Origin of the sequence: Candidatus Planktophila versatilis (genome assembly GCF_002288105.1) — a bacterium.
In the GTDB taxonomy this organism is placed as follows: Bacteria; Actinomycetota; Actinomycetes; order Nanopelagicales; family Nanopelagicaceae; genus Planktophila; species Planktophila versatilis.
In genome coordinates this window covers 297,191-321,088 of record NZ_CP016774.1, presented here as the reverse complement: position 1 = coordinate 321,088, position 23,898 = coordinate 297,191, and the positions used below count along the sequence as shown (strand labels likewise).

Sequence of the window (23,898 nt, the reverse complement as noted above, 5' to 3'; positions counted from 1 at the left end):
TACAGATTTTCCTTGGAAAATTAAAACTTTTCCTCTAGGGTAAAGATATGAGAATTTTGATTATCGGTGGTGGCGGCATGGTCGGGCAGAAATTGGCCCACAACCTAGCGCTCTCGGGCACGCTCGGAAATCGAAAGATTGCTGAACTCACTCTGGCAGATGCGTTTGCAGCACAAACGTTATCTTCTACTGCCAACTTTCCAATAAAAACAGTAGTTGCAGATATTACAAACCCCGTAATTGCACAATCTCTCATTACAAATAAGCCAGATGTCATTTTTCATCTCGCTGCTGTTGTGTCAGGTGAGGCAGAGGCCAATTTCGAAAAGGGTTACAGCGTTAATGTAGAGGGAATTAAGAACATCCTTGAGGCAATTCGTCTTACTGGCAACGGTTACATGCCGCGATTAGTCTTCACCTCATCTGTCGCCGTTTATGGCGGGCCTTACCCAGAGATCATCCATGATGATTTTCATCTGCAGCCTCGTACTAGTTATGGCACTCAGAAAGCAATTTCAGAGCTGCTTGTCAACGACTATAGCCGACGGGGTTTTGTCGACGGCGTAAGTCTGCGACTTCCCACAATCTGCGTTCGCCCAGGAAAACCTAATAAGGCTGCCTCTGGATTCTTCTCAAATATTCTCCGCGAGCCACTTGTTGGAATAGAGGCCATACTTCCTGCTTCAAAGAGTGCTACTAACTATTTCGCTTCACCTCGTTCGGCAGTTGGTTTTCTTGTCCATGCAGCGAATTTAGATACATCGGTTCTCGGTGATAACAGAGCAATGATGATGCCTGGGGTTTGGGGCACGGTCGGTGATGAAATTGATGCACTTCGCAGGGTGGCGGGAGATGAGATTGTTGCACTCATCAAAGATGAGCCTGATCCTGTGATCGAAAAAATGCTCTCTAACTGGAACTTCCCCGACATTACAAGTGCAAGAGCTAGAGCACTTGGCTTTAAAGCTGAAAATACACTTGATGAGATTATTCAGGTCCATATTGATGACGAACTAGATGGAAAGATTCCGGGGCGAAGCAAATGAAGCAGATTGCAGTCGTAACAGGTGCGGGCCGTGGGGTGGGTCGTATCACTGCCATTACCCTGGCACAAAAGGGTTGGCTAGTAGTTGCTGCAGGACGTGACAAGGTTGCAATCGACGCTGTCGCTAAAGAAGCAGGTGGCGGATCTGTCGGCATTGTCTGCGATGTGAGTGATCCCGAATCAGTTAAATCTCTTTTTGCACAAATCAAAAGTAGTTTCGGTCGGGTAGACCTACTTTTTAATAATGCTGGGGTAGTGATTCCGGGAGTTCCGTTAGAGGATGTAAAAGTTGAAGATTGGCAGAAGGTAGTGGATGTAAACATCTCTGGCGTCTTCTACTGCACCCAACAAGCATTTGCTCTCATGAAAACTCAATCGCCGATGGGTGGGCGCATCATCAACAACGGTTCTATCTCTGCCCAAATTCCTCGCCCGAATTCATCGGCATACACAGCATCAAAACACGCTGTGACCGGACTTACCAAGACCGCCTCACTCGATGGTCGCGCTTTTGATATCGCCGTTGGCCAAATAGATATTGGTAATGCCAATACAGATATGGCTGAAGTGATGCGAGTTGGCGCAACTCAAGCAGATGGATCAACGAAGATTGAGCCAACGATAGATCCACAAAATGTGGCAGATGCCGTAGCTTTCATGGCTAGTTTGCCCTTGACTTCAAATGTGCCATTTATAACTGTGATGGCTACCAAGATGCCATTTAGTGGACGCGGGTAAAGGTCTGCGCTCCACCAATTAAAGTGGTTTTACAACTCATAAAAGCTCTGCAGAAATCCTTGGCTCGATACTCGTGGCCCCACCCCGTAAGATTGCGCCCGACGAGGCGGTAGCTCAGTTGGTTAGAGCCCCAAACTCATAATTTGGTCGTCGTCGGTTCGAGCCCGACCCGCCTCACTCGAAGTGCAATAGTGCACAATAAAAAGGGGTTTGAATGTCCAAAAGTTCCGGCGCGATAAGCGTTGGCTTGCTCGCATATGGGGCAATCGGTGATGAACACAACCGTGCAATCGCAGCAACGCCAGGTCTGCACCTTGTAGCTGTGGCTGATACAAATCTGGAGCGATTAGCTGCTGCGCAACTCTTAGCACCTGATGTCACAACCTTTGCCGATTCAACTGCGATGCTCGATTCTGGGCTACTTGAACTTGTTGTCATCTCAACTCCACCCAACAGCCATTATCAATGGGCGAAGGAGTCACTAGCCCGCGGAATTAATGTGATCTTGGAAAAACCAATGGCGCTGACGGTGCAAGAGTGTGACGAATTGATGGAGTTGGCTGCCGCAAAGAACCTGCTGCTCGTTGTCTATCAAAACCGTCGCTTTGATGCCGATTTTGTGACGATGAAGAAACTTATTGATGATGGAAGTATCGGTGAAGTCTTCTCTTACGAGAGCTTTGTCGGCGGTTACTCCAAGCCATGTTCATATTGGCACTCAATGGTCGAAGTCTCAGGTGGTGCCATCTTTGACTGGGGCAGTCACTTCATTGATCAAATTTTGGCAATCATTCCGGGGAAGGTGGATTCAGTCACCGGAATTAATCAAAAACGACTCTGGACCCATGTCACAAATGCCGACCACGCAGATGTTTCAATCACCTTCGCAGGTGGGGCTCGCGCAACTTTTACCAATTCAGATCTTGCCGCAGCTCGTAAACCAAAGTTCTATGTATTAGGAACAACGGGAGCGATTATCGGTAACTGGGATCCAGCTGCCGGGTCAGCCCCCGCTGATTTACCGGCAATTCTGACAATCCATCGCGCCGATGGCACATCGGAAGTAATCACCAACACCGCCCCTACTCCTTATTCATTCCACCAAAGCGTTGTCGCCTATTTACAGAACAACATCCCAATGAATGTCACCACCGCCCAATCCCGAGATGTTGTTGCAATCATGCAGGCAGCTGAAGAGTCAGCGCAATCAAATGGCCGTTCCATAACACCTTCACTATTGCGATGACGAACACTCGCTGGGGGCTGCTGGGTGCAGGGTGGATTGCAACTAAAGCAATCGCACCAGCTATGCATGCAGCTAGTGACACAATCGTGCAGGCAGTGGCTAGTCGAGACTCGGCGCGATCACGAGCACTGAACCCTGTAACAATTCATGAAAGTTACGAAGCGCTAATCAATGATCCGTTAGTTGATGCCGTCTATATCAGCCTTCCCAATCACTTACATTGCCAGTGGAGCGTTGCCGCACTTAAGGCAGGTAAACATGTCTTATGTGAAAAACCTTTTGCTATCAACTCAAGTGAAGTTGAGCTCATGGCGAAGGCTGCCCGTGAAAATGATCGAGTCCTTGTTGAAGCAGTGTGGTCACGTTGGCATCCACGTATGGCACGGCTAATTGAATATGTGAAGGCTGGAAATATTGGAAAGTTGCACTCGATTGAATCGTCATTTACTTTCCCAGCAAACATTGCTGGGAACTATCGACTCTCACCGGCCATGGGAGGCGGTGCCCTCTTTGATGTTGGTGTGTATCCATTGCATGCCATGGCGGCCTTAGTTGGTGATAACGCGCAGATGGAGATTCAAAAGTGTGACGTCACAATGGGACCAACCGGAATTGATCTGACCACCACCTGGCAGCTGCGCTTTGCTGGCTCTATTACTGCACAAGGTGTGGCCTCCTTTGAGATGCCAGAAAATCAAAGCTTGATTGTGCACGGCGAGAAAGAATCAGTTGAACTTGTTGGCAAAGAAGCATTCACATCGTGGAACTCACCAAGTCAATTGCGCTTAGGTGAAAACATTGAAGAATTTGATGCAGTTGATCCCTACCAGCTCATGATTGAAAATTTTGGCAAGAAAATTCAAGGACAAGAGAGTTGGGTGCTTCCACTGGAGACTTCACTCTTTGTGCAAAGAGCCCTTGATCAACTTCGCGCCAGGTTCTAGCCAGGCTTAGGCTCAGCGCTCTTTTCTCATAATGGGTGGAGTGCTTGTAAAGTGGGTAGTTCACCAGTTGGTTACCTACCATTTACCGAATTAGGACATTCTTAGACCGTGAGAGATCAGTTAGCGAATTACCAGGATAGAGAATTAACCTGGCTCGATTTCGATACTCGGGTGCTGGAACTGACAGAAGATCCCACTATTCCACTTCTCGAGCGAGTGCGCTTTCTGTCGATCTTCTCTTCAAATTTAGATGAATTCTTTATGGTGCGCGTTGCCTCACTGAAAGCAAAAATTGAGCGAGGCGTGACGACACCCAACTCTGCCGGTTACACACCAAGAGAATTGCTGAAAATTGTCCTTGAGCGCACCCAGAATTTAGTAAATATCCAAGCCGAGCGATTTAAAGATGTCATCATCCCTGAGCTTGCCTCTCATGGCATTGAATTTTGCAAGATTAGCGAACTCACGGATGAAGAACGTAGTCAGCTGAAGGATTACTACGACAAGCGAATCTTTCCAGTACTGACTCCCCTGGTTGTGGATCCATCACACCCATTTCCATATATTTCCGGGCTCTCACTTAATATCGGTATCAATATCGAATCCAGTGAAGATCAAGATATTAGCTTTGCTCGCGTAAAGATCCCCACCAACCTTCCGCGCTTTATTCGCACCTCAGATCAGTCAAAGATTCGCTTTGTGCTCATCGACGAACTTATTGCCGAGCATCTATCTGAGCTCTTCCCTGGTGTGACACTTAAAGATCACTTTTTCTTTCGCGTAACCCGAAATCAAGACCTTGACCTTGATGAAGATGAGACTGATGACATCCTGGAGACGATGGAGAAGGAACTTACTCGTCGCCGCTTTGGGCCTCCGGTGCGCCTTGAGGTGGATAAGGTCATTCATCCCGAAGTTCTGAACGAACTTATGGATGAGTTAAAAATCGAACCTATCGATGTCTTGAAATATGACTCACCGCTTGATCTGCGCAGCCTGAACCAGATTGCAGATCTTGATTTCCCGGAGCTGAAGTATGCGCCATTTAGAAGTGAGACCGCACCTGAACTACGCGATGTTGACCTAGATTCAAGTGATTCCTTCTTCACCGCGCTTCGAAAAGGTGAAATTCTGCTGCATCACCCGTATCAATCCTTTACTACCTCGGTGGTGAATTTCCTAGAAAATGCAGCACGAGACCCACATGTATTGGCGATTAAGCAGACCCTCTATCGAACTTCCGGTGATTCACCCATCGTGCAGGCGCTGATTGAAGCGGCCGAAGCCGGCAAACAAGTACTTGCGGTGATTGAAATTCGCGCCCGCTTTGATGAAATGGCAAATGTGCGATGGGCTAGAAAGTTAGAAGAAGTCGGCGTGCATGTTGTTTATGGACTTATGGGTCTTAAAACACATGCGAAGCTATCGCTAGTAGTTCGTGAAGAGGGCGACACCTTACGCCGCTACTGCCATGTGGGCACAGGTAACTACAACCCAAAGACTGCTCGCTTCTATGATGATCTTGGAATCCTCAGCGCTGATCCTGTTTTGGGAGAAGATCTCTCTCGTCTCTTTAACGAACTCTCTGGTTACTCAACCAAACATGAGTACTCACGGTTATTGGTTGCCCCTCACAGTATGCGCAAGGGGCTGATTGCGCGCATTAAGCGCGAAACTCGTCATCACCTCGATGGCAAGCCGGCCTGGATTAGATTTAAACTCAACTCACTTCTTGATGAAGAGATTATCGACCACCTCTATGAAGCAGCTGACGCAGGTGTAAAAGTTGAAATTGTTGTCCGCGGTATTTGTTCAATTCGGTTAAATACCCAAGCTCGCCGAGAAAATATCAAGGTTCGCTCAATTTTAGGAAGATTCTTAGAGCACTCACGTATTTATTATTTCCGCAACGGTGGAGCTGAGGATTACTACATCGGCAGCGCCGACATGATGCACCGAAACCTCGATCGCCGAGTGGAATCACTGGTGCTCATCGAATCTGAAAAGCATAAGCAGCGACTTGCTGCAATTCTTGATGACTCGGTCTCAGATAAGTATTCAACATGGAAACTAACGGATGAAAACAAGTGGGTTCGAAACACTAAAGATCATGATGGAAATTATCTAGTCAGTTTCCAGGACCACTTCGTCGATAGACATAACCGTTCATGATAAGAGCAGCTGGAGCACTTCTCTGGCGCGAAAATTCTGATCTTGCTATTGAGGTGGCACTGATTCACCGCCCGCGCTATGACGATTGGTCGCTACCTAAGGGCAAGCTTGAAATAGGTGAGACCGCACTGCAATGTGCTTACCGGGAAGTCTTAGAAGAGACTGGAATCCGCGCCTCATTTACTCGCCATCTTGGCGCCGTTGAATACGAAGAATCAGGCCAGCAAAAGCGCGTGAAGTACTGGGCCGCCTACTGCGCCCTTGATCAGAGTGAATTTATTGCTAACGAAGAAGTCGATCAGATGAAATGGCTACCTGCAACCCAAGCGCTGGAGCAGGCAACCCATGACTCTGATAAATCAATTATTGAAACATTTATGAATCAGGAACAACATACAGATACCTTGATTATCTTGCGCCACACCAAATCCCTCGAACGCGGTGACTGGGATGAAGAAGATTCTCATCGCACCCTAGATGAAACTGGCTTTGATCAAGCACAACTATTGATTAAACACCTCGAGCCTTTCGCCATCGATGAGCTCTACACCTCGAACTACACCCGCTGCGTGCAGACTGTGACTCCCCTTGCCCATGCTCGCGGTTTATCGATTACCACTGTGCCAAGCCTGAATGAAGAGAGTTTTGAATTAGATCCAGAGAAGGCAATTTCCTTTGCTAATGCGCTCAAACAAGATGAGAAGAACATTCTCATCTGCAGCCACAACCCTGTGATTCCTTCGATGCTACGCGGGATACTCAATACCAAGTTAAAGAATAAGGATTTAATCAAACTTGAACCAGGTGATGCCTGGATTGTGCACCGCGTACGCGGTGAAATTGTGGGCCTTGATTACTTAAGCATTTCTAACTAATACCGCACTTCTTCAAGTATTAGCGCTCAATCCAATCAAGGCGATGTAAGACGATGCCTTCGCGTAGCGCCCATGGGCAGATCTGAATCTCTTGCAAATTAAGAGTCTTCATCAACTCTTTGGCAACCATTGCTCCAGCAACTATCTGTGGGGCGCGTTCTGCCGAAATTGATTGCATAGCTTTTCTGCCCTCAATATCAAGTGATTGTAGTTTAGGCACCATTGCTTCTAATGCGCTGTAAGTTAAGTGTGGACCAAACTTTGGATATAACGTTGTTGCAATCTTTGCCAGAGTTCTAAATGTTTTACTGGTCCCTGTGGCAACATCTTTTTCATAAGTTGAAAGTGATTGCGAAAGCGGTGCAATTGCATCTTGAAGATACTCTTCCAGTGTGCGCAGTGATTTTGCTGTGAAAGGGTCGCCCTTCAGGAATTTTCGGGTAAGGCGGCCCGCACCTAATTGCACAGATGTCTTAAAAGCGGGGTTCTCATCGGTTCCGCGAGCAATTTCTAGTGAACCTCCCCCAATATCTAGAACTAGTAAATCTCCCGCCGACCATCCAAGCCAACGACGGGCAGCTAGGAATGTAAATCGTGCTTCTTCTTCACCGCTGAGTACCTGTAAATCAATTCCACATTCTCGATTGACGTGAGCCAATACTTCATCCGCGTTGACTGCTTCACGGATGGCAGAGGTAGCAAAGGCGAGCAGTTCATCAATGTTTAAGTGGGCTGCATCCTTCATGTTGGTAAGGATCGCATCGGTGATCTTGGTGATACCTAATTGAGTAATCGCACCTGATTCATCCAGATATTCAGTCAGACGAATAATTGATTTATGTGAAGAGTTTGGGATTGGCGGGGCACCTAAGTGCGCATCAACTACTTGCAGATGTATGGTGTTGGAACCGACATCTAATACGCCTAATCTCACTACCGAAGTCTAGCGAGTTGAGTTAGCGAAAGTTCCTGTAACTAAGAAATAGACACGGCGGGAGACTGAGACGGCATGGTCTGCAAATCGTTCATAGTAGCGACCAAGTAAGGTGATATCCACGGCAGCCTCGACGCCATGCTTCCAAGTGTTGTTGGTCAGTAATCCAATGAGCTGACGGTGCAATTTATCCATTTCATCGTCATCTTTTTCCAGCTGAAGAGCTAACTCGGTATCGCGTGTTTCAATTACAGTAGGAATCTTGCGAGAGATATTTTCAGCGACAGAGCCAATGTGGTTAACGAGATCATTAAGTTCAGCCGGAACAACTTTCTCCGGATGGCGAAGTCGCGTCACTTTAGCAATGTGGTGAGCAAGATCGCCCATACGTTCTAAATCAGCGCTCATACGTAGCGCGGTGACTAGTGCACGCAAATCTGAGGCAACTGGTTGCTGGCGAGCAATAATGTCGATGATGCGTGAATCTAAATCGTGTTGGTATAGATCGATTTTTTCATCGTTGGAGATAACTTCTTCGGCAATCTTTAGGTCGGCTTCAATAAGTGCCTGGGTAGCGCTATGAATAGAGTCAGAGACCATATTTGATAGATCAACGAGTGATTGTGATACCCCGTCGAGTTCCTCTTGAAAGACCGACCGGATGAGTGCCATGGGGGTTAAGGTAGGCGAAGCGGGTGAATTTCGCAATGACTAAAGGTGAACGGACGGTAAACCGTCCCAGGCAGAGGTTAGGCTATTGCCATGTGGTTTCGTCGCGATGAAAATGACGTTGTCGTAGATGAGATTTCTCCTACTTTTCTCAATGTGTTATCGCAACTCGATCAAGATGCGATGCTTGTCGCCCCGGGTGAGGTCGTTCGATTTGCAACCGATGGCGTTGAAACGCTCAATCTATTGCGCGATGGTCGTATCACTAGCCCTGAATTAGTCGCCTTAATTCGCGTTGTCAGGCGCACACATCAGCGACATATCGGAAAGATTGAAATTCCACGAGGACCCATTGGCGAAGGTTTGCGAGAGCTCACCGTGCGCGCAATCTACTTAGAAGATGTCGATAACATCGTTGTTCTTCTTAGTGATGAGAGTGAAGCTGAGCGTGTGCACGAGGTACGCCGAGACTTTGTTGCAAATATCTCACACGAACTAAAGACTCCAATCGGCGCCCTCTCACTCTTAAGTGAAGCAGTTCTCTCAGCAGCCGATGACCCTACATCTGTCGTTAAGTTTGCTACACGGATGCAGCTTGAAGCCAAGCGCCTGACTGACCTTGTGCAAGAGATCATCAATCTTTCTCGGCTCCAGGATTCAGATCCTCTTCAAGTGGCGACTGAAAATAACGTGGCTGACCTGATTAATGAGGCGATTGACTTGGTCAAGACAACCTCTGAAGCTAAAGGAATCTCAGTCGCTGCCGGAGATATCCCAGCGGTAGTTGTACTTGGTGATAGCGAACAACTGATTATGGCAATTCACAATCTCCTTGAAAATGCTATTAACTATTCGCCGGAGAATACAAAGGTATCTGTCTCTTCTAATGTAAGTGATGGCATTGTGGAAATCGTTGTAGCTGATCAAGGAATTGGAATTCCAGAGGAAGCACAAGATCGTATTTTTGAGCGCTTTTATCGTGTGGATCCTGCGCGCTCCCGCGAAACAGGTGGCACCGGACTCGGGCTCTCAATTGTTAAGCACGTAGCTTCAAATCATGGCGGAGAAGTAAAAGTATGGAGCTCGCCGAATGTTGGCTCTTCTTTTGCGCTACGGTTGCCGATTTACACACCTAACGGAGGCATCACCCAATGACCAAAATACTTATCGTTGAAGATGAGACATCATTTTCAGAGGCAATCTCCTTTCTTCTTGGAAAAGAAGGCTTTGAGAGTGAAATTGCGGAAAACGGACGTGTTGCCCTCGAACTCTTTAAGAAAAACCACTACGACCTCATCTTGCTTGACCTCATGATTCCGGAAGTTTCGGGAATAGATGTCTGCCGTGCAATTCGCACAACATCTCCAGTTCCCATCATCATGCTTACCGCTAAAGATTCTGAGGTCGATAAAGTTGTTGGTCTTGAACTTGGCGCCGATGACTATGTCACAAAGCCTTATTCATCGCGTGAATTAGTTGCTCGCATTAAAGCTGTGATGCGCCGTGGCGTACCCGATGAATCAGGATCAGCTGCTAGTTCTTCCATTCAAGCAGCTGGTCGCATCCGGATGGATATCGACCGTCACCAAGTGACTGTTAATGAGATTCTGATCAACTTACCTCTGAAAGAATTTGAACTTCTTGAATTTCTCATGCGCAATGCTGGCCGGGTGCTCACTCGTGGCCAACTCATTGACCGCGTCTGGGGCGGAGATTATTACGGGGATACCAAGACCCTGGATGTTCACATCAAGCGTCTGCGTTCAAAGATTGAAGATGATCCGGCTAACCCACTGCTGATCCAAACTATCCGCGGGCTTGGATATAAGTTCGAGGCTTAAGCTTGGTGCTTCGATAGGGATACCCCCAGGATACAAAGGGCGCGATGCGTCCTATCATTACATGTGCTCACACGACAGGGATCAACAGTTCGAGTCTTGCTCGTTAACGATGATTCCTTTGAGCTTGCCACGATGGCCGCCTCACTTCGCCTTCATAGCGTCAATGTTGTGGGAGAAGCGCCAGATAAGTTCATGGCTGAAAATTTGTTTCGTTCACTTGAGCCTGAAGCTGTCTTAATTGACCTGCAATTCTCAGGTGAAGCGGCAATTGTCTTATTGCAGAAGCTGCGTAATGTAAACCCAGCACTGGGAATAGTTATTACAACATCCTGTCCTGATCTGCGCCTCTTTGGCCTCATGGAAAAAAATATTCCACCGGGTTCTAAGATAATTCTTAAGCGCAGCATCTCAGATTTGTCGGTCATCACCGGAGCCCTTGCACAGAGCGTGATATCTGCAACAGATGGCTCAAAGATGAATTGGATCAATATGCATACCTCAATTCATAAGGAAGATTTCATCACAGTTCTCAATGAGCTCACCGATATTCAGATCGAGACGCTGCGCCTTGTGGCACAGGGGCTAAGCAACTCTGAAATTGCTAAGGTGCGCTTTGTCTCAGAAAAGTCAGTTGAGCAGATTGTGGCGCGCATCGCACAACACCTATCTATCACCCCAGATCGTCGCCGGAATCTGCGCGTTGTCTTAGCTGGTGAATACTTCAAGTGGCTCGGTGCGCCAAGACATTAAGGCGCCTTGCGGTAATCTCTGCGCATGTCTTCCGCCCTTACCCTGGCAAAAATTCGGGTGCGCTGGAATGAAGTCCTTGACCTAGTTGAAAGCCAAGACCGAGTTATTTGGATTGCCTACTTTGATGCTCGCCTTGAATCATTTGATAACGGGCGCCTGACCTTAGATTTCAGTGATAGTAATAAGTTGGCAACTGGCCATGACTATCAAGAGGCGCGTTTGCGTCATCGCTCAGTATTGCAAAGTGCTTTTCTTGATGTTTTCGGTGAATCGGTTGTGATCGTAGAAAAATGAGAAAATCTCTTACCATCCTGCTCTCCCTCTCATTTCTCTCCTTTGCCTTTCATGCTAGCCCGGCACGCGCTGCAGAATTAGTAGTAGCTGGTCCAGCCGGAAAAATTCATGGCGCAGATATCAGTAGATGGCAACATCCAAACGATAAGCCAATTAACTTCAAGAAAATGCGTGCTGCTGGAATTGATTTCGTGATGATTAAAGCATCAGATACCAGAGAATATTCTGATCGCCTAGCCCTGAAGTATGTGAAGGCTGATCGCGTTGGAGCACAAGAAGCTGGAATTCACACTGGTTTTTATCACTATGCACTCTTACCCAATGTAACAACTAACGCCGCAGTAGAGCGAGACGCTCGGGCGCAAGCTCAGAAAGTTATCTGGAGAGTTGAGGCGCTGGGTGGCTTTAATGATTTAGATTTGCCATATGCACTTGATCTTGAAAATAACTGCGTCAAAGTCAGTTCATCTGGCTCGTGTAGTAAGAGTGCAACTCGCGCCCAAGCAACTCTCTGGAGTAAGACTTTCCTTGCCACACTCAAAGATAAGACTGGTCGTACGCCCTTGATTTATTCTTCGCCACATTTTCTGGAAAATGCCTTGAACCGGGACAAAGAACTTTCACAATATCCGTTATGGATCGCCCAATACACAATTGACCCAGCTAAGCCCGAGGCGAGGCCCAATGTGAAACCAGGTGGTTGTTATGTGCACTCGTGGACCACGGCGCAATGCTCAGCTAATTGGACGATGTGGCAATACTCCTCGTGTGGAATCGCGCCCAAGTATGGTGTGCCAGGTAATCGGTTAGATCTCAATGTCTTTGGTGGAACACCAGAGAAATTTGAATCATTGCTCACCGGCACTTGGTTACCAGATCCAGCAGATCTAATGCCAGTTGGTGAAAGCTCAACCATCACAATTTCATCGGTAAAGGCAACGACGACAAATAAGAGTGCGGTGATTGCCATTGAAGTCACACGTCCAGATAGCTCACCTGTTGTCACCGGTTCGGTCAAGCTATATTTCACATCTGCAAATGCAACGAAGCCAACGGTTGTTCAGAAAGTTGAACGTGAAACCAGCGGTTCATGGACGCTTTCTATTTCTGGTCTTCCTGCTGGAACCTGGTTTGGCAGCGTTGCATATAAAGATCCTTCTGGAACTCACGCCGATGCCAAGGCGCTAGTTGATCTGACGATTACTCAGGGTGAAGCACCTGTGCCTAAACCAACTAAGAAGGCTCCGAGCAAGCCAGCCACTGATGGCTGTCGCAATCAGATTAAGAATTAACTTATCCCACGATAAGGTAGGCGCACTATGGATGAAATCCTCGAGCTATCTGCCGGTGTTGTGCGCACAAGTCGCACCATGAGCGATGGCCGAACAATTCGTTATTACGATACCGCGGCTCAAAATCGCACCGTTGCAGATCAACGACCTGCTGAAGCGCAACCAGGTATTGGCGAGCTACGTCTTGATCCATTAGTCAACGAATGGGTTGTGATGGCAGCCCATCGTCAAGGTCGCATCTTCTTACCGCCAAAAGAACTATGTCCACTCTGTCCCACCACCGGTGAGCTGCTGACTGAGATTCCAGAAAATGATTTTGAAGTAGTTGTCTTTGATAATCGCTCACCTTCAATGCGTCCACCAGAAGGTGATTTTGCCTTGCCCGATCTGGTCGGCTCAGATACTGATGATGGTGTAGCTGCCGGAAAGTGTGAAGTAATTTGCTTTACGGCAGATCACGGTGGCTCCTTTAAAACTTTATCTGCCCAAAGAGTGCGCACACTGCTAGAAGCTTGGCGTGATCGCACGCGCGAACTCTCGCAAGAACCTTTCATTGAACATATCGCGCCTTTTGAAAATCGCGGTGAAGAAATTGGCGTTACCTTGGCTCATCCGCATGGGCAGATTTATGCTTATTCATATCTACCACCACGTGTTGTAAAAATGCTTGAAGTTGCAAGGGCGCACCATGCCAAGACCGGGCGCGTGCTCTTTGACGATGTCGTTGCTCGCGAGCTACGCGATGGCCTTCGCATTGTTGCCAAGAACGAACATTGGGTTGCATACACTCCATATGCCTCACGCTATCCATTTGAAATTCACGTTGCCCCGCTACAACCAGTTGCAGATTTAGCAGAGTTAGCACCTGCTGCCTGTGATTCTTTCCCATCGATTGCCATCGAAGTAATGAAGCGCCTCGATGGAGTATTTGGGATTGATATGGCATATATCGCTGCCTGGCATCAAGCACCTGTGCGCCAGGGGCGCGATCTGCTGAGGTTGCATTGGCAGATTGCCAGTGTGCGCAGAGCACCAGGCAAACTTAAATATTTAGCTGGTTCTGAATCTGCCATGGGCGCCTTCATTATGGATATGAAACCAGAACAATCTGCCCAACAGCTTAAAGATGTGAAGCTCTAGGAAGATGGGCGCGCTTTCCACCAATTTTGAATCACTTTATGGTCATAAGCCTCAGGTAATTTCTGAAGCTCCGGGTCGAGTTAATCTCATCGGTGAACATATCGATTACAGCGATGGCTTTGTTCTTCCATTTGCCATTGCAGATCGCACCCATGCCGCTCTCGCAAAACGCAGCGATGGCTTAGTGCGCATCGCATCGAATCAACGCAAAAATGAACTCTTCACAATTGATGCTGCCGATGTGAAACCTGGAAGCGCAGGTGAGTGGGAGAAGTATGTGCTCGGCGTTATCTGGGCACTGAAAATCGATTCTGGACTAGATATTCTCATTGATGGCACGGTGCCCACAGGTGCTGGACTCTCATCATCGGCAGCGCTGGAATGTTCAGTTGCAGTGGCCCTTAATTTATTGTTTGAGCTCAATATTTCATTAGCAGATCTTGCCCGCGCAACTCAACGTGCTGAAAATGAGTATGTCGGAATGCCATGCGGAATCATGGATCAATCCGTCTCGCTCATGGCTCAGGCAGGTGCCGCCCTGCTTCTTGATTGCCGCGATTTGTCGACGCAATCAATTCCATTTAATGTAGTTAATCACGGTTTAGAACTTCTCATTATTGATACCCAAGCTCACCATGCTCTCATCGATGGCGGATATGCCGAACGTCGGGCATCGTGTGAATCGGCAGTGGCCAAACTCGGTGTGCGCTCTATGCGCGAGCTCACCCTGGATGCACTAGATGCTGCGCAAGATAAATTGACTCCGGTTGAGTTTATGCGCGCTCGGCATGCAGTCACTGAAATCGCACGTGTGCACAATGCAGTAGTAGCACTTAAAGCATCAGATTTTGCAGAGCTAGGTTTACTACTCAATGGCTCGCATAACTCATTGCGTGATGATTACACAGTCTCATGTCCCGAATTAGATCTGGCGGTGCACACATCACTAGCTGCTGGGGCCCTTGGTGCGCGCATGGTTGGCGGAGGTTTCGGAGGCAGTGCCATCGCACTCATTCAAGCGAGTGATCTTAAGAAAACTCGCACGGCGATTACCGATGCATTTATCAGCAAGGGCTTCAAAAAGCCTCGCTTTTTTACATCGCTACCTAGCCAAGGCGCTAGCGCGCAGTTACTTTCTTAGTCAACTGCCTTAGAGCGACGGTGCTGAACCTAAAGTTACCTTAAAGCTCTTGCTGGCACCCGTTGGTAGATCCACCACCACAGTTACCGTGCTACCTGGTGCATAAGAGCGAATGCGCACAATTGCCGCTTCCGAGTTAGCAACCTTCACGCCATCGATACTACGAAGAACTGAGTTCACTGGGATGCCAGCTTTCTCTGCTCCTTCACCGGGGCTGAGCTGAGTAATTTTGGCACCAACTCCTGTGTAGGCAGGATCAAAGTAGACGCCAAGTACTGGACGCTTTGATTTTCCAGTTGCAATGATTTCATCAATCACACGCTTTGCTTCATTGATCGGAATTGAAAATCCAAGTCCGATATTTCCACTTGCCGCACCTGAAGATATTGTGGCAATTGCAGAGTTCACTCCAACGAGCCTTCCTGCGGCATCGACGAGTGCTCCGCCTGAGTTTCCAGGGTTAATGGCGGCATCTGTTTGGATTGCATTGACATAAGACTGTGCATCTTCTGTGCCAGTTGATACCGGGCGATTAAGTGCAGAGACGATTCCGGTTGTGACTGTACTAGCCAAGCCGAGTGGAGAACCGATCGCTAGAACAGGATCTCCAACACTGAGTTTAGAAGAGTCTCCCAAGGTAATGGCTGGAAGATTTCCCATTTGCACCTTGAGTACTGCTAGGTCATATCCGGGATCTCGTCCCACAATCGTTGCTGAATACTGATTGCCATTGGTCAGTTCTATCTTAATTGTTCCTGATGTCACAGCCGTAGAAATCACGTGGTTATTGGTGATGATGTAACTAAATGCAGATGTGCTCTGATAGACCGATCCGGAACCGGTGCCAGAACCCGAAGGAGCGGTAACGCTAATCGAGACGACCGATGGAGTTACTAGCGAAGCAATGGTTTTTGCATTCATTTCACTGCCACCGAGTTCAACAAGTGTTCTCGACGAAGAGCAGGTGCCGGTAGGCGAGAGATAGAGCGCATTGGTGCGCTTATCAGCACATGCCTTCACAACACTGGTTGAATTTGTTGAGGCAGTTGCAACTGAGCCCGCAATGGCAGCTCCTGCAATAAAGGCTGCGATAACTTTGGCGTTCTTCATAACCATGATGCTTCCCTATTCTTCTGTGATTTTCCTGTTAGAGCAGTGAGAGCGTTGAGAGAGTTTAGGCTTCAACCACCCACGCACCGCTAATCTTTACTTTTACTTTATCCAGCGGTCTTTCAGCCGGCCCGGAAACGACTTTAGCGCCAGCAAATGGATCAAACTGCGCTGCGTGGCAAGGGCAGATGAGTTTCTTCGATGAAGATTTATATGTAACTGAGCAACCTTCGTGGGTGCAGATTGCGGAGTATGCAAAGACTCCGGCTTTGGTGCGAAAGAGGATTGCTGGGACCCCTTGTGCCGAATGCACAAAATTAATTGTCTTTCCCACAGGTAGTTCGGCAACTTTAATTATCTGCGCTCCCTTACCTTTAGTTGAAGATTTCACTGAAGCCGAACCCTTTGGCAAGGCCTTGCCGGCAAAGGTTGCAGCTACCGCTAGGGCACCCACAATCGCTGTGCGCAAGACACTTCGGCGTTGAAAATTTGTAGCAGGCATTCGTCGATTTCCAATCAGTAGTAGTAAGTAAGCAAGCCACATCACTGCGTATGCGCTATCACCTGCCAAGAAATATGGAGTTGTATAGAAAGAGCTAGAAAGCCAGAGCGTTACTGAAAGTAAAAATCCGCCAAAGGCAGCTGTTGCTGGTGCAACCCAGAGCAACGTTGCAATTCCAACTGCAAACTCTGCAACCATGACCAAGATTCCGACATAGGTTGCATGATCTAGAATGCGGTTGAGTAAGAATCCGATCGGTGAATTTGCGGCAAAGGCAGCTAACTGGGTGCCGATATATGTGGGCTCACCTTGTGTGAGAAATCCAGGATCAGATGCTTTATCCCATCCGGCATAGATAAAGGTGGCACCGAGAAATACACGTAACAGGCGAGGGGCTCGATTCTGCGTGGCCCATGAACTCATTGCACCTCGGGAAATACTCTGCAATGCGTTCATAACTTTAGGATATCGCGAGCCGTGGCGCGTGGCTCCCTGACTTGGATTCGAACCAAGAACCTGTCGATTAACAGTCGACTGCTCTGCCGTTGAGCTATCAGGGAATGAGGCGCAACTCTACCGCAGGGGGTAAGCCTGCGCCAAAATGCCCACGTTAGAGCGAACTAATGGAGAGTTCGTGCAGCCCACGTTTCTGGGTTTCCAGGGCAACCAACTCTGCAAATGCTGCGTTGTACTGCTCCTGATTTTCAACCGGATTAAGGCGCTGCAGACTTGATTTCAGATCTGCAATCTTTCGACTGACAAGTACTTCACGTAATCTGGCGACAATGCTTGAAACATACTTCTCTGAAACTGCTCCATCTGTGCGCACTGGTTCCACCGAGAGTTCTGTAAATAGCTGCTTCATGCGATCATCGTCAACTTTTTCCAGGGCTAGCGGTTCGGTGCCAAATGAGTCGATAATGCGGCGTAGCTCTCGGTAGGCCGGATGAGTAAATGCTTCATCTTCAATAGTGCTCCAGCCAAAGACAAGTCCTGACATCTGTAACTTAGCTTTCAATACTTCTCGCTCAAGCATCAAGGTGGGTTCGTTCGGATTAGGTCGCCACTGCGCATCGGCAGCCGGTGCCTCGCTCTGAACTTGGGTTGTGCTCACCTTTTTCAGGGCCGTGTTCACTGCTGCGGTGACAACTTCGGTCTCTGTTCCTAACCACCCTGATAAAGATTTGATGTATTCCGGGCGTAGTGACTTATCGCGAATGGCTGCAACCAGTGGGGCGGCGGTGTTGAGCGCATTAACACGTCCTTCGGCGGTATTCAGATCATGTTTTTTAAGTTCGGTGCGAATGGCAAATTCAAAGAGTGGCACTCTCTTTGCAATCAAATCACGTAGTGCCAGATCGCCCTTATGTTGGCGAAGGTCGCATGGGTCAAGGCCATCTGGTTCAACTGCAACAAAAGTTTGGGTGACAAACTTCTGGTCATCACCGAAAGCTTTCATGGCAGCTTTTTGTCCAGCGGCGTCGCCATCGAAGGTGAAGATCACTTCACCGCGGAAGGTATCGGCATCCATCAGTAGTCTGCGAATAATGCGGATGTGATCATCACCGAATGCTGTGCCACAGGTTGCAACTGCAGTTGTTATTCCAGCCAAATGACATGCCATCACATCGGTATAGCCTTCAACCACAACTACCTGACGACTCTTGGCAATTTCTTTCTTAGCCATATCAAGGCCATAAAGAACTTGTGACTTCTTATAGATAGGAGTTTCCGAGGTATTTAAATACTTAGGGCCTTGATCCTCTTCATCACTAGCTAATTTACGAGCACCAAATCCGACGATATCTCCTGAAATATCTTTAATCGGCCACATAATGCGGTTTCTAAACTTATCGATCGGCCCGCGCTCACCCATCTTAGAAAGTCCCGCTTCTTCTAACTCTTCAATGGTGTATCCGGCGGCGCGCAGATGCTTGGTTAATGCATCCCAACTATTGGGGGCATAGCCCACTCCAAATAAATCACATGCCGCTTTATCAAATCCACGTTTAGTAAGCAGATCACGGGCATGTGCGGCATCGGGGGAAGTATTAATCAGATCTTGATAGAACTTGGCTGCAGCTAGGTGGGCTGCATATAAACGCGAACGCTGGGAAGTCGGTTGAGTTGGTCCTCCTTCTTCATAACGAAGGGTGTAACCAATTTGAGAGGCAAGTCGCTCAATTGTTTCGGTGAAACTTAAATGCTCTGTCTTCATCATAAAATCGATGACATCCCCGCCAACACCGCAACCAAAGCAGTGATAGTAATTCTTGGAAGGTGTCACATGGAAGGAGGGAGATTTCTCATCATGAAACGGACAGAGCCCCTTCTTCTGTCCACCGCCCGCGTTTTTTAGCGCAACTCCTGCTGCTGAAACAACTTCGTCGATATGTGCATGCTCGCGCACATAGACGATGTCATCAGCCTTAATCCGCCCGCTCATGTTCCTACCTTATCTACGCTTTGTGGGAGCTTGCGAGAGATGGGCGTGTAAGGCATATGCGCCGGGGTCGGTCAGGCTAGCAATTTGGTCAATGACAATACGTAACCGCTCTGAATCATTTGTGGCCTGCTTCCAATCATCTTCAAAGATTGGGTCGAGTTCGCTGGGGGCCGCATCGAAGAGCATCTGCACCAAATCATGAATGACTACTTGTTGTTTTGCATAGCGCTCTTGCGACGCCGCAGCGCTAATCAAGTAATGCCCAGCAACAGCCTTCAGGAAATCAACCTCCACTTTTGCTTCGCGTGGAATTTCAAGATTGGCGCTATAGCGAGTCAATGGACCATCGCCGTGAACTTTGCGAGTTTCAAGTTCGGCAGCCAGCACAAAACGGCCAATCAGTTGTGAAGTCGTATCTTTTAAGCGAGCAAGGGCGCGATGTGTGCGATCAAAGTGAGTTGGCCAGCAAGTCAGTGATTGCAAACGCGTGAGTGCATCTGCGGCCTCGCTCTTGGTGGCATCACTGCCATAGTTCGCGGTCATCTCTTGATATAAAGTCTCGAAATCGTTATCGAAATTCTTTACCCGCACTTGGCCAGCAAAGATGGCATCTTCTAAATCGTGTACGGAGTATGCACAATCATCAGACCAATCCATGATCTGTGCTTCAATACATTTGCGCTCATCGGGTGCACCTGCTCGCACCCAAGTGAAGATTTCCGTATCATCGCTATACACACCAAACTTGCGTGGATTCTCTGCTCTGGTCCACGGATATTTCGTCGCCGCATCAAGTGATGCTCGAGTCAGATTGAGTCCAAGACTTTTTCCCGTTACTGAAACAGTCTTGGCTTCAATGCGGGTGAGTAACCTAAAACTCTGAGCATTTCCTTCAAAGCCACCACACGATTGCGCAGCATCGGCCAGTGCTTCTTCCCCATTGTGACCAAATGGTGGATGCCCCATATCGTGTGACAAACATGCAGTCTCAAGTAGATCTGGGTCTGCGCCAAGTGATTCTCCTAGTTCGCGACCAATCTGGGCGCACTCCAGTGAGTGAGATAAACGAGTGCGTTGAAAATCATTCTCCCAAGGAACTGCTACCTGAGTTTTAGCAGCTAACCGACGAAGGGCGGCAGAGTGAATAACACGGGCGCGATCGCGCATGAATTCAGTGCGACCAGCACGCTTTGCCGGTTCATCAAGAAATCTCTCTTGATCGGCAGCGCTATATGCCTTAGGCAACTGGGTCATACACATACCTTACAAGTTTGCTGTTAGTCAGGTGATCGCTGATATGAATGCCTCGTCTGCCTAGCGTGATGTATGCCAGATAGGCACCGGCTTCGCGAATCAAATATCGATACCGTGATTTTGCAAGGGTATTTGGCCCAGTGCTGGCAGGTGAACATGTTGCAGTTGCTCCTAAGTCTTTTGCCATCGTGATGGTGCGCTGGCAGTGATAAGCATCAGTTGCAATGATGACGTTATATAACTTTCGACTCTTCATCTCTTTGATATATGCCTGCGTCTGGGAAAAAGTATCTCGCCCTACCGGAATTGAAATAACTTTATTTTTCGCTACTCCATTTTGGGTCAACCAATATTTTCCAGCGGCTGCTTCAGTTGTGCGATCTCCGGGTGCACCAGCTCCCACAGTGATAATAAGTGGCGCATATCCAGCATCTTTGATTCGCTTTGCCTCAATCAGACGTGCAAGTAATACCTCACCTGGTACGCCATTCAGTTGCGCCGCCCCCGGCACAACAATGACTTCTGCCGTAGATCTAAAGGTTGGATTCTTAGCCGAGTTCCAGGTAACAAAGAGTGCATAGGTAGGAATAATCACAACCACAGCCAGCGCCAAAGAAATAACTCGTCTGATTAATTTAAACATTAACCACCCGAGAACATATCTTCAGCATCAAGATGAATCATTTCATCGGGATCATTAAGCCAGCCATCAGGCAAAGTTGGCGGGCGCCCGCTACTTGTGCGACCTCGAGGTTTGTCACCAATTTCAACCGGATAGGGCTGATCATCTAATTGATTCAGTAGTGAACGTAGTTCGTTTAAGGAAGCGACCATTCCGAATTGGCGGCGCAGTTCGGATGGAACACTAAAGCCCTTGAGATACCAGGCCATATGTTTACGTAAGTCGCGGCAACCACGATCTTCAGATTCAAAGTATTCAACGATGAGTTCGCCATGGCGAAACATGACTTCCCGAACTTCATGCAGAGTGGGCAATGTGCGGCTACTTTCACCGTTAAAGGCCGCCACTAAATCAGCAAAGAGCCACGGGCGGCCTAGGCAACCACGGCCCACAACAACTCCCGCACATCCACTTTGGCGAACCATCTCGATGCCATCGGCCCCAGACCAGATATCACCATTGCCTAATACCGGAACACCGGTTGGTTTTAAATGTTCAACAAGTTGGGCGATGGCAGACCAATCAGATTTTCCTTCATACATTTGCTGGGCAGTGCGCGCATGCAAAGCCACCCAAGCAACACCTAAGTCAGCGGCTGATTTTGCTGCCTCTAAGTAAGTGTGGTGATCTGAATCGATACCAATACGCATCTTGACTGTGACCGGAATTCCATAAGGCTTGGCATTTTCTACCGCAGCTTTCACAATTTCACGAAAAAGATTACGTTTAAAGGGAAGCGCTGCTCCCCCACCTTTACGCGTAACTTTCGGAACCGGGCAACCAAAGTTCATATCGATATGGTCAGCTAGATTCTCGCGCCCAATCATTTTGACCGCTTCGGCCATATGGTGTGGATCAACGCTATAGAGCTGCACCGAACGTGGCCACTCGCCCGCACCTGGTTCAATCATGCGCAGTGTTTCCGGGATGCGCTCTAGTAATGCGCGCGCAGTGACCATTTCTGAGACAAATAAACCCGCGCCTTGTTCGCGGCAGAGCATGCGAAATGGTGCATTGGTAATTCCGGCCATCGGTGCCAGAACTACTGGCGGATCGATTAAATGAACTCCATCTTTAAGAGGGAGTTCTAGCGGCGCTAGCAGCCGAGTAGACGTGGAGCTAGCCATGCTTGAACTTGATCAAGTGCAATACGTTCTTGCCCCATTGTGTCGCGATCGCGAATTGTGACCGCTTGATCTTCCAAAGTTTCGAAGTCAATGGTGATGCAGTACGGAGTACCGATTTCATCTTGGCGACGATAGCGGCGACCGATAGCACCAGAATCATCGAAATCGATATTCCAGTTCTTGCGTAGCTCTGTCGCCAAATCACGTGCTTTAGGTGATAAATCAGCGTTACGAGAAAGCGGTAGCACTGCCGCCTTTACGGGTGCAATGCGGTGATCAAATTTCATCACCGCACGCTTTTCCATCTCGCCCTTTGCATTCGGTGCTTCATCTTCAGTAAATGCATCCATCATAAATGTGAGTGCGCAGCGGTCCACACCGGCTGCTGGCTCAATCACATAAGGTGTCCAGCGCTCATTCTTCTCTTGATCAAAGTAGGACAAATCTTTTCCAGATGCTGCTGAGTGCGCCTTAAGATCGAAATCGGTGCGGTTAGCAATACCTTCTAGCTCACCCCACTCAGTTCCGTTGAATTCAAATTTGTATTCAATATCTGTTGTGCCCTTTGAATAATGCGAGAGCTTCTCTTTTGGATGCTCAAACAGGCGCAGCCGTTCTGGGTTAATTCCTAGATCTTTATACCAATTAAGGCGAGTCTCAATCCAATACTTATGCCACTCTTCATCAGTTCCTGGAACGACAAAGAATTCCATCTCCATCTGCTCAAATTCACGAGTACGGAAGATGAAGTTGCCTGGGGTAATTTCATTGCGGAAAGATTTACCAATCTGGCCAATACCAAAAGGTGGCTTTTTGCGTGATGTTGTCATCACGTTATCAAAATTAATGAAGATTCCTTGGGCTGTCTCAGGTCGCAAATAGGCAAGCCCTGTCTCATCTTCTACTGGGCCAAGAAAAGTCTTAAGCAAGCCAGAGAATTGTTTAGGTGTTGTAAATTGTCCTTTGTTGCCACATGCCGGGCAGTTCATATCAGCAAGTGAATCAAGCTTCTTCTTATGCTTTGCTTCATACTGCTCTTCTAAATGATCTGCGCGATAACGCTTATGGCAGGCGGTGCACTCTGTGAGCGGATCGCTAAATGTTGCAACGTGACCAGATGCTTCCCAAACTTCGCGTGCCAAAATAACTGAAGAATCGAGGCCGACAATATCTTCGCGACCCATCACCATGGACTTCCACCACTGGCGCTTTACATTGTTCTTAAGTTCTACTCCCAGAGGACCGTAATCCCATGAGGCGCGAAGTCCTCCATAAATTTCTGAAGACGGGAATACAAATCCACGTCGCTTAGATAGTGAAACAATATTTTCTAGACGGTCTACGGCCATTACAAATCTCCATCCGGCTGGCTGTCGGCGAATTACAACGGTCGTTGAAATCGTGTGCTTAGTTTACTCGTACGCTCCAGGCTCATCGATCGCTCTGGCAAGAACCGGAATTGCTTCTAATTTTGCGCGGGTAGAGCTAAGCGCCCTTCGATATGAACCCACGTTCTGCCACTCAGTTGTGAGCACCCAGAGCGTTGGCTCATCTAGATTCTGCCCAACCACACCTGAAATAAAGCCGGTTGCCTGCGCTAAAACATCGCGCACCGCCTCTAGTTCTACGCGGAATTTCTCTCCTTCAGCCAAGGGGAGCTCAAATCGGGAGATTGCAATCATGGGCTGAGCCTAGA

Annotated in this window: 23 protein-coding genes and 2 tRNA genes; 14 read left to right on the top strand and 11 right to left on the bottom strand. The window is 48.1% G+C overall.

Translation table 11 applies throughout. The features are described 5' to 3' along the window. Positions 1 to 47: 47 nt before the first annotated feature. From denD to A1sIA79_RS01645, 7 genes are all read left to right on the top strand, one after another. Complete coding sequence (denD, locus tag A1sIA79_RS01675; protein WP_095674512.1) at positions 48 to 1,046, top strand: D-erythronate dehydrogenase; 999 nt, start codon at positions 48 to 50, stop codon at positions 1,044 to 1,046. Next, a complete protein-coding gene (locus A1sIA79_RS01670; RefSeq protein WP_095674511.1) occupies positions 1,043 to 1,783 on the top strand; it encodes an SDR family oxidoreductase in 741 nt (246 codons plus the stop codon). Before denD ends, A1sIA79_RS01670 begins: the two co-directional genes overlap by 4 nt. Before the next feature lie 103 nt (positions 1,784 to 1,886). Continuing rightward, positions 1,887 to 1,960 (top strand) — tRNA-Ile (locus A1sIA79_RS01665). A 37-nt stretch (positions 1,961 to 1,997) separates the two neighbouring features. Beyond that, a complete protein-coding gene (locus A1sIA79_RS01660; protein ID WP_095674510.1) occupies positions 1,998 to 3,029 on the top strand; it encodes a Gfo/Idh/MocA family protein in 1,032 nt (343 codons plus the stop codon). Then, complete coding sequence (locus A1sIA79_RS01655) at positions 3,026 to 3,973, top strand: Gfo/Idh/MocA family protein (protein ID WP_095674509.1); 948 nt, start codon at positions 3,026 to 3,028, stop codon at positions 3,971 to 3,973. Before A1sIA79_RS01660 ends, A1sIA79_RS01655 begins: the two co-directional genes overlap by 4 nt. Positions 3,974 to 4,081: 108 nt before the next feature. Next, entirely contained in the window at positions 4,082 to 6,145 is a 2,064-nt protein-coding gene (locus A1sIA79_RS01650) for an RNA degradosome polyphosphate kinase (RefSeq protein ID WP_095674508.1), read from the top strand. Further along, the gene (locus A1sIA79_RS01645) at positions 6,142 to 7,020 is read left to right on the top strand and encodes an NUDIX hydrolase (protein ID WP_095674507.1); all 879 of its coding nucleotides are present in this window, start codon (positions 6,142 to 6,144) and stop codon (positions 7,018 to 7,020) included. Before A1sIA79_RS01650 ends, A1sIA79_RS01645 begins: the two co-directional genes overlap by 4 nt. Before the next feature lie 19 nt (positions 7,021 to 7,039). Here A1sIA79_RS01645 and A1sIA79_RS01640 read toward each other — a convergent pair whose 3' ends face one another. Further along, positions 7,040 to 7,954 carry a Ppx/GppA phosphatase family protein gene (locus tag A1sIA79_RS01640; RefSeq protein ID WP_095674506.1) on the bottom strand — a complete coding sequence of 305 codons (915 nt, stop codon included), beginning with the start codon at positions 7,952 to 7,954 and terminating at the stop codon, positions 7,040 to 7,042. Between the two features lie 9 nt (positions 7,955 to 7,963). Next, positions 7,964 to 8,626: a phosphate signaling complex protein PhoU gene (gene phoU, locus A1sIA79_RS01635; RefSeq protein ID WP_190277072.1), complete on the bottom strand. Its 663-nt coding sequence runs from the start codon at positions 8,624 to 8,626 to the stop codon at positions 7,964 to 7,966. Positions 8,627 to 8,716: 90 nt separating this feature from the next. On the opposite strand from phoU, the gene A1sIA79_RS01630 reads away from it, so the two are divergent. From A1sIA79_RS01630 to galK, 7 genes are all read left to right on the top strand, one after another. Then, positions 8,717 to 9,778 (top strand): sensor histidine kinase, encoded by a 1,062-nt coding sequence (locus A1sIA79_RS01630; RefSeq protein ID WP_095674505.1) that lies wholly within the window; start codon positions 8,717 to 8,719, stop codon positions 9,776 to 9,778. Beyond that, positions 9,775 to 10,464 (top strand): response regulator transcription factor, encoded by a 690-nt coding sequence (locus tag A1sIA79_RS01625; RefSeq protein ID WP_095674504.1) that lies wholly within the window; start codon positions 9,775 to 9,777, stop codon positions 10,462 to 10,464. The genes A1sIA79_RS01630 and A1sIA79_RS01625 overlap by 4 nt, the downstream gene beginning before the upstream one ends. A gap of 63 nt (positions 10,465 to 10,527) precedes the next feature. Continuing rightward, positions 10,528 to 11,214 carry a LuxR C-terminal-related transcriptional regulator gene (locus A1sIA79_RS01620; RefSeq protein ID WP_095674503.1) on the top strand — a complete coding sequence of 229 codons (687 nt, stop codon included), beginning with the start codon at positions 10,528 to 10,530 and terminating at the stop codon, positions 11,212 to 11,214. 24 nt (positions 11,215 to 11,238) lie between these two features. Then, a complete protein-coding gene (locus tag A1sIA79_RS01615) occupies positions 11,239 to 11,508 on the top strand; it encodes a hypothetical protein (protein WP_095674502.1) in 270 nt (89 codons plus the stop codon). Continuing rightward, a complete protein-coding gene (locus A1sIA79_RS01610; RefSeq protein WP_095674501.1) occupies positions 11,505 to 12,800 on the top strand; it encodes a glycoside hydrolase family 25 protein in 1,296 nt (431 codons plus the stop codon). The genes A1sIA79_RS01615 and A1sIA79_RS01610 overlap by 4 nt, the downstream gene beginning before the upstream one ends. A 27-nt stretch (positions 12,801 to 12,827) precedes the next feature. Beyond that, on the top strand, positions 12,828 to 13,940 hold the full coding sequence (gene galT / locus A1sIA79_RS01605) for a galactose-1-phosphate uridylyltransferase (protein WP_095674500.1): 1,113 nt from the start codon (positions 12,828 to 12,830) through the stop codon (positions 13,938 to 13,940). 4 nt (positions 13,941 to 13,944) lie between these two features. Further along, positions 13,945 to 15,081, top strand: coding sequence for a galactokinase (galK, locus tag A1sIA79_RS01600; RefSeq protein WP_095674499.1), 1,137 nt, complete (start codon positions 13,945 to 13,947; stop codon positions 15,079 to 15,081). Between the two features lie 9 nt (positions 15,082 to 15,090). Here galK and A1sIA79_RS01595 read toward each other — a convergent pair whose 3' ends face one another. The 9 genes from A1sIA79_RS01595 to A1sIA79_RS01555 all read right to left on the bottom strand — a co-directional run bounded on the left by A1sIA79_RS01595 (position 15,091) and on the right by A1sIA79_RS01555 (position 23,884). Continuing rightward, positions 15,091 to 16,191: a S1C family serine protease gene (locus A1sIA79_RS01595; protein WP_095675461.1), complete on the bottom strand. Its 1,101-nt coding sequence runs from the start codon at positions 16,189 to 16,191 to the stop codon at positions 15,091 to 15,093. Between the two features lie 64 nt (positions 16,192 to 16,255). Then, positions 16,256 to 17,149 carry a Rieske 2Fe-2S domain-containing protein gene (locus A1sIA79_RS01590; protein WP_095674498.1) on the bottom strand — a complete coding sequence of 298 codons (894 nt, stop codon included), beginning with the start codon at positions 17,147 to 17,149 and terminating at the stop codon, positions 16,256 to 16,258. A gap of 29 nt (positions 17,150 to 17,178) precedes the next feature. Further along, a tRNA-Asn gene (locus tag A1sIA79_RS01585) sits at positions 17,179 to 17,253 on the bottom strand. Between the two features lie 50 nt (positions 17,254 to 17,303). After that, on the bottom strand, positions 17,304 to 19,139 hold the full coding sequence (gene dnaG, locus A1sIA79_RS01580; RefSeq protein WP_095674497.1) for a DNA primase: 1,836 nt from the start codon (positions 19,137 to 19,139) through the stop codon (positions 17,304 to 17,306). A 9-nt stretch (positions 19,140 to 19,148) separates the two neighbouring features. Further along, a complete protein-coding gene (locus A1sIA79_RS01575; RefSeq protein ID WP_420022516.1) occupies positions 19,149 to 20,399 on the bottom strand; it encodes a deoxyguanosinetriphosphate triphosphohydrolase in 1,251 nt (416 codons plus the stop codon). Further along, complete coding sequence (locus A1sIA79_RS01570; protein WP_095674495.1) at positions 20,377 to 21,036, bottom strand: YdcF family protein; 660 nt, start codon at positions 21,034 to 21,036, stop codon at positions 20,377 to 20,379. The genes A1sIA79_RS01575 and A1sIA79_RS01570 overlap by 23 nt, the downstream gene beginning before the upstream one ends. Further along, complete coding sequence (dusB, locus tag A1sIA79_RS01565) at positions 21,036 to 22,202, bottom strand: tRNA dihydrouridine synthase DusB (protein ID WP_095675460.1); 1,167 nt, start codon at positions 22,200 to 22,202, stop codon at positions 21,036 to 21,038. The genes A1sIA79_RS01570 and dusB overlap by 1 nt, the downstream gene beginning before the upstream one ends. After that, on the bottom strand, positions 22,172 to 23,551 hold the full coding sequence (locus tag A1sIA79_RS01560) for a glycine--tRNA ligase (RefSeq protein ID WP_095674494.1): 1,380 nt from the start codon (positions 23,549 to 23,551) through the stop codon (positions 22,172 to 22,174). The genes dusB and A1sIA79_RS01560 overlap by 31 nt, the downstream gene beginning before the upstream one ends. Positions 23,552 to 23,614: 63 nt before the next feature. After that, positions 23,615 to 23,884, bottom strand: a complete 270-nt coding sequence (locus tag A1sIA79_RS01555) for an antibiotic biosynthesis monooxygenase family protein (RefSeq protein ID WP_095674493.1) — start codon at positions 23,882 to 23,884, stop codon at positions 23,615 to 23,617. Positions 23,885 to 23,898 lie beyond the last annotated feature (14 nt).